This is a genomic window from Novosphingobium sp. (assembly GCF_027489515.1).
In the GTDB taxonomy this organism is placed as follows: Bacteria; Pseudomonadota; Alphaproteobacteria; order Sphingomonadales; family Sphingomonadaceae; genus Novosphingobium.
This window is the reverse complement of record NZ_JAIXZS010000049.1, coordinates 17,244-30,308: the sequence shown is the minus strand read 5'-3', so window position 1 is coordinate 30,308 and position 13,065 is coordinate 17,244. Positions and strand designations below refer to the sequence as shown.

General features: G+C 65.8%; 16 protein-coding genes. 6 read left to right on the top strand and 10 right to left on the bottom strand.

The annotated features are described in order from the left end of the window. Positions 1 to 3: 3 nt before the first annotated feature. From Q0082_RS08380 to Q0082_RS08370, 3 genes are all read right to left on the bottom strand, one after another. Entirely contained in the window at positions 4 to 798 is a 795-nt protein-coding gene (locus tag Q0082_RS08380) for a VOC family protein (protein WP_298191481.1), read from the bottom strand. Then, complete coding sequence (locus Q0082_RS08375; protein WP_298191480.1) at positions 795 to 1,160, bottom strand: DUF1428 domain-containing protein; 366 nt, start codon at positions 1,158 to 1,160, stop codon at positions 795 to 797. Before Q0082_RS08375 ends, Q0082_RS08380 begins: the two co-directional genes overlap by 4 nt. A gap of 75 nt (positions 1,161 to 1,235) precedes the next feature. Further along, a complete protein-coding gene (locus tag Q0082_RS08370; protein WP_298191478.1) occupies positions 1,236 to 1,895 on the bottom strand; it encodes a glutathione S-transferase family protein in 660 nt (219 codons plus the stop codon). Positions 1,896 to 1,972: 77 nt separating this feature from the next. Here Q0082_RS08370 and Q0082_RS08365 point away from each other — a divergent pair, with 77 nt between their 5' ends. Together Q0082_RS08365 and Q0082_RS08360 are read left to right on the top strand one after the other, a co-directional pair. Further along, on the top strand, positions 1,973 to 2,965 hold the full coding sequence (locus Q0082_RS08365) for an AAA family ATPase (RefSeq protein ID WP_298191476.1): 993 nt from the start codon (positions 1,973 to 1,975) through the stop codon (positions 2,963 to 2,965). 122 nt (positions 2,966 to 3,087) lie between these two features. Continuing rightward, positions 3,088 to 3,717: an energy transducer TonB gene (locus tag Q0082_RS08360; protein ID WP_298191474.1), complete on the top strand. Its 630-nt coding sequence runs from the start codon at positions 3,088 to 3,090 to the stop codon at positions 3,715 to 3,717. A 60-nt stretch (positions 3,718 to 3,777) separates the two neighbouring features. Here the strand turns inward: Q0082_RS08360 and Q0082_RS08355 are convergent, their stop codons facing one another. The 3 genes from Q0082_RS08355 to fmt all read right to left on the bottom strand — a co-directional run bounded on the left by Q0082_RS08355 (position 3,778) and on the right by fmt (position 6,619). Continuing rightward, positions 3,778 to 4,890 carry a zinc-binding dehydrogenase gene (locus Q0082_RS08355; protein ID WP_298191472.1) on the bottom strand — a complete coding sequence of 371 codons (1,113 nt, stop codon included), beginning with the start codon at positions 4,888 to 4,890 and terminating at the stop codon, positions 3,778 to 3,780. 66 nt (positions 4,891 to 4,956) lie between these two features. Next, the gene (truA, locus tag Q0082_RS08350; protein ID WP_298191471.1) at positions 4,957 to 5,709 is read right to left on the bottom strand and encodes a tRNA pseudouridine(38-40) synthase TruA; all 753 of its coding nucleotides are present in this window, start codon (positions 5,707 to 5,709) and stop codon (positions 4,957 to 4,959) included. Positions 5,710 to 5,713: 4 nt separating this feature from the next. Beyond that, complete coding sequence (gene fmt / locus Q0082_RS08345) at positions 5,714 to 6,619, bottom strand: methionyl-tRNA formyltransferase (RefSeq protein WP_298191469.1); 906 nt, start codon at positions 6,617 to 6,619, stop codon at positions 5,714 to 5,716. Between the two features lie 51 nt (positions 6,620 to 6,670). Between fmt and recR the strand changes: the two genes are divergently transcribed. From recR to Q0082_RS08325, 4 genes are all read left to right on the top strand, one after another. After that, on the top strand, positions 6,671 to 7,267 hold the full coding sequence (gene recR / locus Q0082_RS08340) for a recombination mediator RecR (protein ID WP_067907389.1): 597 nt from the start codon (positions 6,671 to 6,673) through the stop codon (positions 7,265 to 7,267). A gap of 39 nt (positions 7,268 to 7,306) precedes the next feature. Beyond that, entirely contained in the window at positions 7,307 to 7,873 is a 567-nt protein-coding gene (gene def, locus Q0082_RS08335) for a peptide deformylase (RefSeq protein WP_298191466.1), read from the top strand. Between the two features lie 68 nt (positions 7,874 to 7,941). Then, positions 7,942 to 9,483, top strand: a complete 1,542-nt coding sequence (rmuC, locus tag Q0082_RS08330) for a DNA recombination protein RmuC (protein WP_298191464.1) — start codon at positions 7,942 to 7,944, stop codon at positions 9,481 to 9,483. Positions 9,484 to 9,546: 63 nt separating this feature from the next. Continuing rightward, a complete protein-coding gene (locus Q0082_RS08325) occupies positions 9,547 to 10,305 on the top strand; it encodes a hypothetical protein (RefSeq protein ID WP_298191463.1) in 759 nt (252 codons plus the stop codon). Between the two features lie 96 nt (positions 10,306 to 10,401). Here the strand turns inward: Q0082_RS08325 and Q0082_RS08320 are convergent, their stop codons facing one another. From Q0082_RS08320 to rapZ, 4 genes are all read right to left on the bottom strand, one after another. After that, entirely contained in the window at positions 10,402 to 11,205 is an 804-nt protein-coding gene (locus Q0082_RS08320) for an RNA methyltransferase (RefSeq protein WP_298191461.1), read from the bottom strand. A 10-nt stretch (positions 11,206 to 11,215) separates the two neighbouring features. After that, positions 11,216 to 11,524 carry an HPr family phosphocarrier protein gene (locus Q0082_RS08315; RefSeq protein ID WP_298191460.1) on the bottom strand — a complete coding sequence of 103 codons (309 nt, stop codon included), beginning with the start codon at positions 11,522 to 11,524 and terminating at the stop codon, positions 11,216 to 11,218. A 2-nt stretch (positions 11,525 to 11,526) separates the two neighbouring features. Beyond that, the gene (locus tag Q0082_RS08310; RefSeq protein WP_298191458.1) at positions 11,527 to 11,931 is read right to left on the bottom strand and encodes a PTS sugar transporter subunit IIA; all 405 of its coding nucleotides are present in this window, start codon (positions 11,929 to 11,931) and stop codon (positions 11,527 to 11,529) included. Positions 11,932 to 12,109: 178 nt separating this feature from the next. Then, positions 12,110 to 13,039 carry an RNase adapter RapZ gene (gene rapZ, locus Q0082_RS08305; RefSeq protein WP_298191456.1) on the bottom strand — a complete coding sequence of 310 codons (930 nt, stop codon included), beginning with the start codon at positions 13,037 to 13,039 and terminating at the stop codon, positions 12,110 to 12,112. Positions 13,040 to 13,065 lie beyond the last annotated feature (26 nt).

The following is a 13,065-nucleotide window of genomic DNA, read 5'->3' as shown; positions in this document are numbered from 1 at the left end:
CAATCAGGCTCCTTTGGGGCCGACAACGCCAAACATGGCGCCTTGGGGATCAACCGCGATGCCGCTGAATTCCCCGCCGGGGACTTCATGCGGGCCCCACATCATGGTGCCGCCACTGGCGCTGATCGCGGCGCAAGCCTTGTCGATATCGGGGACGCCGAGATACATCGTCCAGAATGGGGGTTGGGCCGGGTTCTGGCGGCGCATGATCGCACCGAGCGTGACATCGCGGTGGTCCATGAACTCATAATCGCCCATTTCACCCATGGGCATCGTGCGGGTGAAGCTCATGCCGAAGTGGCGGGTATAGAAAGCCTTGGCGGCTTCGGGATCGGGGCTGGGAAGCTCGTTCCAGCGCACGTGCTGCGGTTTCTCCGCCGCGAACACATCGCTGCCAGCATCCGGGCGGTCTTCATGCGGATTGGGCTGCATGAGATAGAACGGCGTGCCGAGCGGGTCGGTCACCATGGCGAAGCTGCCCTCGGGAATATCCATGCGCGGTGAAAGCTGGCGGCCACCATCAGCCAGAACCGCAGCAATCGCGGCGTCGATATCGGTTGCATGGAAATAAGGGATCCACGCCGGATGCGCGCCTTCGGCCTGCATTTCGGACGTGAGCTGGAGCACTCCTCCCTGCCCGCCGTGATCGCTGCGCTTGATCATGCTGTAGGCAATCGGAGAGCCGGGTTCGGGCGGAGCGATCGTCCACCCGACCACCGCGCCATAGAATGCGGCGGCAGCCTCTGCATCGGTGGTCATCAGTTCGTACCAGATGAACGGCACGTTGGGGGTGGTCATGTCCGATCTCCCATCCAGAGCAGCTGTTCGAAACCGCCCATGATCATGCGCTGCGAATTGAACATGGTCATGTCACCCGCATCGGCCATGCGCGGATCGGCGAAGACGGCCTTGTGCCCTGCTGTCGCCACATCGCGGCTGGGCCAGACGATCAACGAGAACACGATGCCCTCGCCCGGCTCGGCGGCCACCGCGCGGTGAAAATCGGTGACCTTGCCGTGGGGCACATCCGCGCCCCAGCTTTCGATGACCTGCGTTGCGCCATGATCGAGGAAGATCTGCCCCACCTTTTCCGCCATCGCGGCGTAATCAGCACGGCGCGCCTCGGGCACGGGGATCACGAAGCCATCGATCCAGGTCATACGCAGTCTCCTGCCGGCTGGTGCATACCCTTGCGGTTTGTAACCCTCTGCGTTGCGTTGCCGGGATGCTTGCGATCAGGCGTTGGCCAGATCGGGCAGGATGCGCTGCATCAGCGCCGCTTCCTTTTCCTGCACCAACTGCCAAGAGGGGCGCGCCAGGGCGCGGGCATGCCACGCTGCGGTCTTCGGATAGGCAGAGGCATTGGAGCCATAGCCGACATAGCGCAGCGTGCAGAGCATCGAGGCGACCGTGATATCGGCAATGGTGAAGGCCTCGCCCACCAGCCAGCCATCATCCGGCACAACGCTTTCAATATAGGCGAAGATGCGCGGCAATTCGGCCTCGCCCTCAAGCGCAAGCGCCTCGTTGACAGGCAGGCCGAGGAAGCGCGGACCGACCACTCGGTTGAACAGGATCTTGAGGCCCGAGGCGGCGAAGATCGTATCGCCGAATTCATCGAACCACACGGCATGGCCCAGCGCCTGCGGATCGGTGGGGATCAGCGGCGGCGAAGGGTACTTCGCTTCAAGATAGTGCACGATGGCCGACGAATCGGCGAGGGTGAAGCCATCGTCGTCAATCGCCGGGATCTTGGCGAAAGGGCTGACCGCGAGGAACTCTGCGTCCGTGACGCCCGGGCCGCCGCGCGCCGGGGTGTAATCCAGCCCCTTCTCGGCCAGAACCACCGCGACCTTGCGCACGAAGGGCGACAGGAGAGCCCCATACAATTTCATAGCATCCGCCTCCCGCTGCCGAGTCAGCCCTCAAAGCTTATTGCAGCCTTTCGCAGCGCCGTATAGGCGATGAGGCGATGACCGACATTCCGAACCTGCAGGCCGATACCCGCGCCACCACCGTCCTTGCCGCCCCCGATACCACGCTGAGCGTGCGGGAGACCTTCGGCATTCCCGTCGACATGACCGTGCCGGCCTTCTCCGTGGCCGATGAGCGCGTGCCTGATCTCGATCCCAACTACGTGTTCGATCCGGACACCACGCTGGCGATCCTCGCAGGCTTTGCCCACAACCGCCGCGTGATGGTGCAGGGCTATCACGGCACCGGCAAGTCGACGCACATCGAGCAGGTGGCCGCGCGCCTCAAGTGGCCGTGCATCCGCATCAACCTCGACGCGCACATCAGCCGAATCGACCTCATCGGCCGCGACGCGATCGTGCTGCGCGACGGGCTGCAGGTCACCGAGTTCCGCGAGGGTCTGCTGCCCTGGGCGCTGCAGACGCCGACCGCGCTCGTCTTCGACGAATACGACGCCGGCCGCCCGGACGTGATGTTCGTGATCCAGCGCGTGCTGGAAACCGAAGGCAAGCTCACGCTGCTCGACCAGAACCGCGTGATCCGCCCGAACCCCAACTTCCGCCTCTTCGCCACGGCGAACACGGTGGGCCTTGGCGATACGAGCGGGCTCTATCACGGCACGCAGGCGATCAACCAGGGCCAGATGGACCGCTGGAACATCGTCGTCGCGCTCAACTACCTTCCCGCGGCAACCGAGATCGACGTGGTGACCAAGAAGGTTGCCGGGCTCGACGCCAAGACCGCGGCGGACATGGTCCGCGTCGCCGACCTGACCCGTAAGGGCTTCATCGCCGGCGACATCTCGACCGTGATGAGCCCGCGCACGGTGATCAGCTGGGCGCAGAACACCGGCATCTTCGGCGATACCGGCTTCGCCTTCCGCCTCTCGTTCCTCAACAAGTGCGACGAGACCGAGCGGGTGCTGGTGGCCGAATACTACCAGCGCGTGTTCGGCAAGGACCTGCCGGAGAGCGTGGTGGGGAAGGCTTGAGCCTAGCGCGGCTTCTCGTTTTGGTGGCTGTGACGGCCACATCCGGAACAGGAGCCGCTTTTGGGCAATCTGCGGACACGCAGGTGAATGCCTCGCTCCCCATCGCTGACGGATCGGCTCCGGTGTCCGATCCCGCACTGGTTAAGGTAAAACCGAAATTTCTGCGCGGTGATCGCGCAGAGTTTCCCGCCGAAGCAAAAGCCCTGGGCCACCACGGCACCGCGGTGGTCGAATTTGTAATCGACGCCGCTGGGGCCGTGTCTTCTGCAACGCTCAGAACCTCGACGGGTTCGTCCATCCTCGACAAAGCAGCGCTGACGACAGCTAATACCGCCCGGTTCACCCCTGCGCGCGACAGTGGCGGCAACGCCATCCCGCTGAAGTTTGTGACCGGCTACGAATTCTACCAGTCAAAATCTCATGTGCCCGGCGGTGGACTGGTGCACTACACATGCGACGCCTTCACACGGGAAATGGACTGGTGGGACGCGCAGCACCCCGATCGAACCAAGAAGGACAGCAGGGATCAACTTGAAACCATGCTTGTCGGTTTCAGGCTTATGTTCCAACCGGGCGGAGCAATGGCAGGCGGCGTGGACGGTATACGCAAGAAGAGTGCCGAGCACGATGCTGCCTGGTCAGCGGTACGCAAGGATTGCCGTGCCAATCCAGCGGACCTGTTTGTTGACCACTTCGACATGAGGGACATGTTGATTCGGCTATCCAAGGTAGCTGCGGGTCAAAGGAACTGAGTTCCTCGGGAGTGACCTCGGGCAGTTGAGGGGCACCCCGCCGGGCGCCCCTTTTTCCTGTCAGGCGGTCGGCACCACGAGATACTTCTCGCCCGTGCGGCGTGCATTGTATTCGGCGACCGCGGCGGGCTCCAGCATGCCTTCGAGGCTGACCTCGGCCTTGTAGTGGCTGGCGAAGGTGGTGGTGAGATCGCGCGCGACACGGGCGCGCATCCGGCCCACCACGTCCATGCCCGCCTTGGCCATGAACGGCGTCAGCAGCCACCCGCCAAGATCCCACGTAAGCCCGAAAGCGCGGTTGAGGATCGTCGGCCCGAGATCGAGCGCGCCGTAGATGTAGACCTTCTTGGGCGTCGAGGAACCATAGCGGCTGAACGCGGCGCCCCGGCTGGCGGACGATTCCATCGCGGCGAGGATCTGCCCCGCCAGCGTGCCGCCACCGATCGGATCGAAGCCGAGCATCGCGCCGGTTTCATGGATCGCATCGGTCAGCGCGGCCTGAAAGCCCGGCTCGGTCATGTTGAGCACATGCGTGGCGCCGAGGCCCTTGAGCAGCGCGACCTGCTCTTCGCTGCGGACAATGTTGACCAGCGGCACGCCATCTTCCTGGCAGATGCGCACGAGCATCTGACCGAGGTTGGACGCGGCAGCCGCGTGGACGAGGCCAGTGAAGCCTTCCATCTTCATCGTCTCGACAAAGCCCAGCGCTGTCATCGGATTGACGAAGCTGGAGGCGGCCTGCGCGGGGGTGACGCTGTCATCGACGGGCAGGCACATGCCCGCCTCGGCATAGGCGTAGCTCGCATAGGCGGTGCCCGGCACGCAGGCGACGCGCTTGCCCATCAGCGCCTGTGCAGCGGGGCTGTCCCCGGCGGCGACGACGACGCCTGCGGCCTCGTTGCCCGCCGGCATATCCATCCCATGCCGCGCGGCCATGGCGCGGGTGGCATTGTCGGGCATCTTCGCGACCACCTTGCCGGGGGTGTAAGTGGCATTCGCGGTATCGGCCGAGGCGAACAGCAGGCCGAGATCCGACGGGTTGATCGGCGTCGCCTCGACTTGCACGAGCACCTGGCTGCCGGTGGGCGTGTCCCACGTCTTGGGGACGATCTGCACGGTCAGCGTGCCGTCCGCGTCGAGTCGGGTCGTGAGCTGCTTGCCGGTAAACGCCATGGTTCTCTCCTGATTGCTGCCGCGCCGATGATGCCCGGCGCGGGTTTCAATCCGCAACTTAACCACTCATTCGCCGGGGTAAAGCGCGCGCATGAAATAGAGGCCATCAGGGGGCGCATTGTGGCCGAGGCGGCTGCGGTCAGCGGCTTCGAGCGCATCGCGCAGATCGGCGGCGGTCCAGCGCCCTTCGCCCACCATGGCCAGGCAGCCGACCATCGAACGCACCTGATGATGGAGGAAGCTGCGCGCCTCGGCGGCCACGATCACATGGTCGCCTTCGCGCCGCACAGAGAGATGGCGCAGCGTCTTCACCGGGCTGGCCGACTGGCATTGCGCCGAGCGGAAGGTGGTGAAATCGTGCCGACCGACCAGCACCTGCGCCGCCGCGTGCATCGCGTCCGCGTCCAGTCCATGCGCGATCCGCCACGCCCGCCCTGCTTCCAGCACCAGCGGCGCGCGGCGATTGGCGATCACGTATTCGTAGGACCGCCCGATGCATGAAAAGCGCGCATGCCAGTCCTCGGGCACTTGGACGCAATCGAGCACCGCCACGGCCTGCTCGGCAAGCCTCAAGCGCGCATTGATCGCCTCGCCCATCCGGAAGGGGGCTAGCGGCTTCTCGCTATCGAAATGCGCGCGCATCGCGCGGGCATGGACACCGGCATCGGTACGCCCGGCGGAATGGAGCGTCACAGCATGGCCCACGACGCTCACCGCCGCTTCCTCGAACGCCTGCTGGACCGAGGGCCCATGCGCCTGCCGCTGGAAGCCCATGTAGGGCCTGCCATCGTATTCGAGGGTGAGGGCGTAGCGGGTCAAGAAATCACCCAAGGCGCGTCCCCGCCGGGATCGCGCGCCCGCGCAGCAGAGCGGCGGTGTCCATCGCCGGTTTGCCCGCGCGCTGGATCAGCGTCGGTACCAGCGCGCCCTCTCCGCAGGCAATCGCGAGGCCGCCATCGAGCGTGGTTCCCGGTTCGCCACTTCCGGGCTGGATAACGGCAGCAAGCACGCGGTACCGTTCGCCCTCCAGCTCGAAAAAGGCCCCCGGCGCAGGGGCAAAGGCGCGCACCTGCCGCTCCACCTCAACCGCGCTGCGGGTGAAATCGAGCCGGCTTTCGGCCTTCTCGATCTTGTGCGCATAGGTCACGCCCTCCTCCGGCTGCACCACCGGCGGATGCGCGGGAAGATCGGCCAGCACCGAAACCATCAGCGCCGCGCCTTTTTCCGCCAGCTCGGCGGTCAGTTCGCCTGCGGACTTGCCGTCCACCGGAGTCTCGACAGTCGCCAGCATCGGCCCGGTATCAAGCCCGCGCTCCATCTGCATGATGGTGACGCCGGTCATCGCATCGCCGGCCAGAATCGCCCGCTGAACCGGCGCCGCCCCCCGCCAGCGCGGCAGCAGCGAACCATGCACGTTGAGGCACCCCAGCCGCGGCGCGTCCAGCACCGCCTGCGGCAGGATAAGGCCGTAGGCCGCGACCACCGCGACATCGGCCTCCAGCGAGGCAAACGCGGCCTGCTCCTCGGCACCCTTGAGCGAGACCGGCGTGCGCACGGGAATGCCCAGCGCCTCCGCCGCGCGGTGCACTGCCGAGGGCTGCAGCTGCTTGCCCCGCCCCGCCGGGCGCGGCGGCTGGCTGTAGGCCGCGACAACCTCATGCCCCGCCGCAGCCAGCGCAGAGAGCGTCGGCACGGCGAAATCCGGGGTTCCCATAAAGACAATGCGCATAACGCTCAAAAGGGCCTTTCGTTTGCGTGGCGTGGCCCTATCTCTCCCCCCATGGCATCGCAAGAGATCGAGGCGCTGGCGAGCGCGCTGGCCCGGCTTCCCGGGCTAGGGCCACGTTCGGCGCGGCGCGCGGTGTTATGGCTGATCAAGCGGCGCGAGACGAGCCTGGTCCAGCTCGCCGAAGCGCTGGAAGGTGTGCGCGCGCGGCTGGTCGAGTGCCAGACCTGCGGCAATGTCGATACCGCGGACCCCTGCAGCATCTGCACCGATCCACGCCGCGATGCCCGCGCGCTCTGCGTCGTTGAGGAAGTGGCCGATCTCTGGGCGCTTGATCGCTCGCGGTTGTTCACCGGGCGCTATCACGTGCTCGGCGGGCGCCTTTCCGCGCTTGAGGGCGTGGGGCCGGAGGATCTTTCGATCGGCAAGCTGCTCGCGCGATTGGAAGCGGGCGGGATCGACGAGGTCGTCCTCGCGATGAACGCGACGCTCGAGGGCCAGACCACCGCGCACTACATCGCCGAGCGGATCGATACCCTGCCCTTGCGCGTCACCCAACTGGCGCACGGCCTGCCGGTGGGCGGCGAGCTCGATTATCTCGACGAAGGCACGCTCGCACAGGCGCTGCGGGCGCGGCGACCTGTAGGGTAGCACCTTGCGAGTCGCGCGCGGCTTGCCTATCTGACCGGGATGGCTATCCGCGAAATCCTCGAAGTCCCCGATCCGCGCCTCAAGCAGATCTCGAAGCCCGTCACCGTGTTCGACGAGGAGCTGAAGACGCTCGTCGCCGACATGTTCGAGACGATGTATGCCGCGCCGGGGATCGGCCTCGCCGCCGTCCAGGTGGGCGTGCCGCTGCGCGTCCTGGTGATCGACCTGCAGCCCGACGATCCGGATGCCGAACCGGTACCTTGCGCGCATGATGGCCACCACCACCATCACCAGCCGACCAAGCGCGAACCGCGCGTGTTCATAAATCCCGAGATCCTTGATCCTTCCGCTGAACGCCGCGTCTATAACGAGGGCTGCCTTTCGGTGCCTGAAATGTACGCCGAAGTGGAACGCCCGGCGCGCATCCGCGCACGCTGGCAGGACCTTGATGGCCAGGTCCACGAGGAAGAGATGGACGACCTGCTCGCCACCTGCCTGCAGCACGAGATGGACCACCTCGAAGGCATCCTGTTCATCGACCATCTCTCGCGCCTCAAGCGGCAGATGGTGCTGCGCAAGCTGGAGAAGATGCGCCGCGCGGCGTGACCTCACGCCGCTTGCGCTGCTGCTAGAGTCAGGATAGGTTCACGCTTCGTTCCGGTGCGGGAGTCGGCGTGGATACCACCCTTGTCTTTGTTTTTCTGATCGTTGCCCTGCTTGCCGGTCTCGCGGTCGGCTGGTTCCTCGGCGCGCGCCCGATTGCCGAACTGCAGGCGCGGCTGACCGCGCGCGAGGGTGAGGCGAAGGATCTCGACGAGAAGTTCCGCCGCGCGATCACCGAACTCGCGGCCGCGAGCGTGAAGGCCGGGCAGCACGATGCGCTGGTCGCCGAGGCGGCGGCTGTGCGTGAAGAGCGCGATACGCTCGCCGCCCAGTTTGCCGCCGCGCAGGAACGCGGTGCCGAAGCGGACCGCATGCGCCCCGAACTTGCCGCGCTGCGCGCCGACCGCGAGGCCCTGCGCGCCGAGCTTGAACGGCTGAAGGCCGATGCCGAGAACTTCGCCGAGCAGAAGCGCCTGCTGATCGAGGCGCAGGAAACCCTGCGCAAGGAATTCGAGAACGCCGGGCACAAGGTGCTTGAACGCGCGCAGGAAGCCTTCCTCGCGCGGGCCAATGCGCGTTTTGCCGAAAGCGAGAAGACCAGCGAAGCACGGATCAAGGCCGTGCTCGAACCAGTCGGCGCGCGGCTCGAAAAGTACGAAGCGCAAGTCCAGGAACTGGAAGCCAAGCGCGTCGATGCCTTCGGGCAGCTCACCGGGCTGATCGAGGGTATGCGCCAGGGCCAGGAAGCGGTGCGCACCGCTGCGCTGCAACTGGGCAACAGCTTGCGCAACGGCCCCAAGACGCGCGGCCGCTGGGGTGAACTGCAGCTGCGCAACGTGCTCGAACAGTGCGGTCTTGCCGAGCATACCGATTTCGTCACCGAGCATTCGGTCGATACCGAGGACGGGCGGCTGCGCCCCGATGCCATCGTCAAAGTGCCGGGCAACAAGATCCTCGTGATCGACGCCAAGGTCTCCTTGAACGCCTATCAGGATGCGTTCGAGGCGGCGGACGACGATGCGCGCGGCGTGGCGTTGGCGGCGCATGTGCAATCCATGCGCAACCATATCCAGACGCTCGGCGCCAAGAGCTACCAGAGCCAGTTCGAGGAAGCGCCAGACTACGTGCTGATGTTCGTGCCGGGCGAACATTTCATCGCCGCCGCGCTCGAACGTGATCCGGCACTGTGGGACTTTGCCTTCGAACGGCGCGTGCTGCTCGCCTCTCCCACCAACCTTGTGGCCATTGCGCGCACCGTGGCGCAAGTCTGGCGGCAGGACGGCTTGGCGCGCGAGGCGCGCGAGATCGGCAAGATGGGCGGAGAGCTCTACGACCGGCTGGCTGTGGCCGCCGAACACCTGAAGCGCGTCGGCTCAGGCCTCGACAGCGCGGTGGGGCATTACAACAAGTTCGTCGGCAGCTTCGAGCGCAATGTGCTTTCCGCCGGGCGCCGCCTGCGCGACAAGCATATCGAGATCGGCAAGCGCGAGATCGAGGATGTGCCCCTGATCGAGACGGCCCCGCGCCATGCCGAGAGCGGCGATGCGGCAAAGCTTGCGCTGGTGGAACCGGAGGTCGGTTCAGACGTAGTCGGCGATCAGGCAGCGGAGTAGATCGTTGCTCTGGTCTTGGACAGGCGGCGCGGCGCCGCCAGCGAGCAGGCTGCGGAGAACGCCATGAAAACCGGATATGCCGCAATGGCCCTGATCTCGCTGAGCCTGCTCGCGAGTTGTGGCAAGGGGGACGCGCCCGGCGGTGCGCCGTCTGCAGCTTCCATCGCCAGCGAGCCTGCGCTGCCGACTGGTGCTTCTTTGGCCCCGGCCACCACCGAAACAGGTACAGCTGCGGCACCCTTGCTCAAAGCCGCCAGCTACCCGCCGCGCGATGATTGCACCGCGCAGCCCGGCTGGGCGGAGTTCCGCGCGCGCCTCGAACAGGCAGTCGCACGGCGCGACGCAGCTGCGCTGATCACGCTGACCTCTCCTGATGTGCAGCTCGATTATGGTGGCGGACACGGTCTTGCCGAAATGAAGAAGCGGCTCACCGACAAGGACTACAAGCTGTGGGACCAGATCGCGGCGCTGCTGCCGCTAGGCTGCGGCTTCAAGGACGGTCAGGCCTTCCTTCCCTGGATCTTCTGGAACGCCCCCGAAGATGCGGATCCCTATGCTGCGATGCTGGTCCTGGGGCCGGACGTGCCGGCATATGCCAAGGCAAGCACGGCAGCACCGATGGTCGCCACGCTGAACTGGGCACTTGTAGCGATGGCGGAAGGCAGCAGCCCGGATGGTACCTTTGCCAAAGTCACGCTGCCGGGCGGAGGCAAGACGGCCTATGTCGAAAACACGAAACTGCGCAGCGTGATCGACTACCGCCTCATCGCCGAGCGCGGCAAGCAGGGCTGGCGCATCACTGCCCTGATTGCAGGGGATTGATATCCGCACCGGCGGGGATCGAGGCAAACAGGCACGCTATGGCCGCTCTGACTTTCCGCCTTCGCGGCGATGACGAAGAGGAGAGCGAGGGGCCTCTTATCCCCCCAGCGCGGCCAGCACCTCGTAGGCCAGCACCGCCGCTGCAACTGCGGCGTTGAGGCTGTCGGCGCGGCCCTTCATCGGCATGGTCACGCGCAGATCGCAGGCCATCTCGTAGTCTTCAGGCAACCCGCGCGATTCGTTGCCGACCATCACGAAGCAGGGCGCCGAATAGGCCGCGCCGCGATAGGGCACTGCCTCGCGCAAGCTCGCCGCCACCAGTTGTCCCGGCCCGGCGCGCAACCAGCGCTCAAAATCATCCCACCGCGCCTGTGCCAGCGGCACGGTGAATACTGCTCCCATGCTCGCGCGAACGGCCTCGACCGAAAAGGGATCGGCGCAATCGTCGAGCAGGATCACCCCGCCCGCGCCGACCGCGTCGGCGGTGCGCAGCATCGTGCCGAGATTGCCGGGATCGCGCATGGCCTGCGCGACGAGCCACAGCGGGCTGCGCCCCCGGTCCAGCGCTTCGAGCCGGGTATCCCATTCCGCGAAGACCCCAGCCACGGCTTGCGGATTATCCTTGCCCGTCACCTTGGCGAGCAAATCCTCGGGCATTTCGATCACATCGCCGCCCGCGCGCGCCACGGCAGCTTCCAGCGCATCGAGTAGGGGATGCCCCTCGCGTCCCTCGGCCATCAGCAGCAGTTCGGGAACGCGGCCGCTCTCGCGCGCATCGGTCAGCAGGCGCAGGCCTTCGGCAAGGAAGCGCCCTTCACGCTTGCGGTGCTTCTTTTCGCGAAGGGCCCGGACGGCCTTGATGGTCGGGTTGGAAAACCCGGTGATCTGGCGGCGCATCATCGCCTTCGCCTCAATCCTCGCCGAAGCCGTCCTTGACGAGCCCGGCGACCTTCTTGAGCACAGCGTCCGCGTCAGGCCCGGTCACGACGATCTCGACCGAATCGCCTTTGGCCGCGCCGAGCATCATCAGGCCAAGGATCGAGCCGCCTTGCGCCTCAGTGCCGTCCTTGATCACCTTCACGTCGACGCCATCGGGCAGGCGCGCGACGGCATTGACGAACTTGGCGCTCGCCCGTGCATGCAGGCCGCGCTGATTGACGATGAGGACCGTTTCGCGCGCCGTGGTGACATCAGAGGAAGCGGCGGCGTTCTCGGTCATATTCAGGCGTCCTGCCCCAGGAATTCGGATGCGATGGTGATGTAATTGCGCCCGGCATCGCGCGCAGCCGCGGTCGCCTCGCGCACGCCCATCGAATTGCGCGCCTTGGCGAGCCGGATCAGCATGGGCAGGTTGATGCCGGCGATCACCTCGACCCGGCCGGCTTCCATCAGCGAAATGGCCAGATTGGACGGCGTGCCGCCGAAGAGGTCCGTCAGGACGATAACGCCCTCGCCGCTATCGACGCGGCGGATCGCATCGGCGATTTCCTTGCGGCGACGTTCCATATCATCGTTCGGGCCGATGCAGACCGCGACAATATCGGGCTGGCGCCCGACGACATGCTCCATCGCATGGATGAATTCGTCGGCAAGGGCGCCGTGGGTGACGAGGATGAGACCGATCATCTGTTGGGGTGGCTCCGAAGGGCGGTGCGGCCAAGCGCCGCATTCAGCATGGGCAAAATCGGTTGAGGCTGGTGCCGTATCCGGATGAATTCCCGGCCGGTCCCGCCATCTTCCAGTGCATGCCCATTCCCCCGATCCCTGCCTGTCTCCCCGGATGGACGGCAGGTGCCTTTGTTTTTCATGTCTGCGCGCCTTCGACCATGTCGGCAGCGCGCGACCCCAGGTTGCGATGCAGCAATGTGGGAGAAAATCCCTCGTCGCGCAAGGCTGAAGCGATTTGTTCGGCCATGAACACCGAGCGGTGGCGCCCGCCGGTGCAGCCGAAGGCGATGTTCACATAGGCCTTGCCCTGCGCCTGGAAGCGCGGAAGCAGCAGCAGCAGGAGATCGCGGATCCGCGTGAACGCCTCGCTAAATGCCGGATCGCGGCGGATATATTCGCCCACCGGAGCGTCCTTGCCGGTGAGCGGGCGCAAGGCATCGTCCCAGTGCGGATTAGCCAGAAAGCGCATGTCGAACACGAGGTCCGCCAGCGGCGGTGTCCCCCGCGAAAAGCCGAAGCTGCTGATCGTGAGCGTGGTGCGCTGCGGCGTGATCCGGCCAAACTGCTCGCGAATCGCCTGCTGCAGATCATTGGTGGAAAAATCGGTGGTCGAGATGACGACGTCTGCCCAGCGGCGAAGCGGCTCGAGCAGCTCGCGCTCGGCGGCAATTCCGGTCGCGGCGGGCTTGTCCTCGCTCATCGGGTGGCGGCGGCGGGTCTCGTTGTAGCGCCGTTCAAGCTCCGCCCCGCCGCAATCGAGGAACAGCGTGGTAACCGCCAGATCGCTGCGCGCGGTGAGCCGCTTGACCCGTTCGATGGTCTTGGCCGGATCGAACCCGCGCGTACGCGTATCGAAACCGATGGCAAGCGGCGAGCCTGCATCAAGTTGCGCCGAACCGGGCTCGGTTTCCAGCAAGCGGTCGAGCAGACGGATCGGGAAGTTGTCGATCGCTTCCCAGCCCATATCTTCAAGCGTGCGCAGCGCAGTCGTCTTGCCCGCACCGAGCACGCCGGTGACGAGCAGAATACGCTGCGGCGGATCTTCCGGTTCCGAGTCGGGCACCATGGGCGTGGTTTGCGCCAGCCTTGGCC

Bases quoted from the DNA above. Each gene is read 5' to 3' on its own strand.
- Q0082_RS08370 (WP_298191478.1), bottom strand. From the start codon at position 1,895: ATGAAATTGTATGGGGCTCTCCTGTCGCCCTTCGTGCGCAAGGTCGCG.
- Q0082_RS08325 (WP_298191463.1), top strand. From the start codon at position 9,547: ATGAAAACCGGATATGCCGCAATGGCCCTGATCTCGCTGAGCCTGCTC.
- Q0082_RS08355 (WP_298191472.1), bottom strand. From the start codon at position 4,890: ATGGCGTTTACCGGCAAGCAGCTCACGACCCGACTCGACGCGGACGGC.
- Q0082_RS08380 (WP_298191481.1), bottom strand. From the start codon at position 798: ATGACCACCCCCAACGTGCCGTTCATCTGGTACGAACTGATGACCACC.
- rapZ (WP_298191456.1), bottom strand. From the start codon at position 13,039: ATGGTGCCCGACTCGGAACCGGAAGATCCGCCGCAGCGTATTCTGCTC.
- Q0082_RS08320 (WP_298191461.1), bottom strand. From the start codon at position 11,205: ATGATGCGCCGCCAGATCACCGGGTTTTCCAACCCGACCATCAAGGCC.
- recR (WP_067907389.1), top strand. From the start codon at position 6,671: ATGGCATCGCAAGAGATCGAGGCGCTGGCGAGCGCGCTGGCCCGGCTT.
- Q0082_RS08310 (WP_298191458.1), bottom strand. From the start codon at position 11,931: ATGATCGGTCTCATCCTCGTCACCCACGGCGCCCTTGCCGACGAATTC.
- def (WP_298191466.1), top strand. From the start codon at position 7,307: ATGGCTATCCGCGAAATCCTCGAAGTCCCCGATCCGCGCCTCAAGCAG.
- Q0082_RS08365 (WP_298191476.1), top strand. From the start codon at position 1,973: ATGACCGACATTCCGAACCTGCAGGCCGATACCCGCGCCACCACCGTC.
- Q0082_RS08375 (WP_298191480.1), bottom strand. From the start codon at position 1,160: ATGACCTGGATCGATGGCTTCGTGATCCCCGTGCCCGAGGCGCGCCGT.
- fmt (WP_298191469.1), bottom strand. From the start codon at position 6,619: ATGCGCATTGTCTTTATGGGAACCCCGGATTTCGCCGTGCCGACGCTC.
- Q0082_RS08315 (WP_298191460.1), bottom strand. From the start codon at position 11,524: ATGACCGAGAACGCCGCCGCTTCCTCTGATGTCACCACGGCGCGCGAA.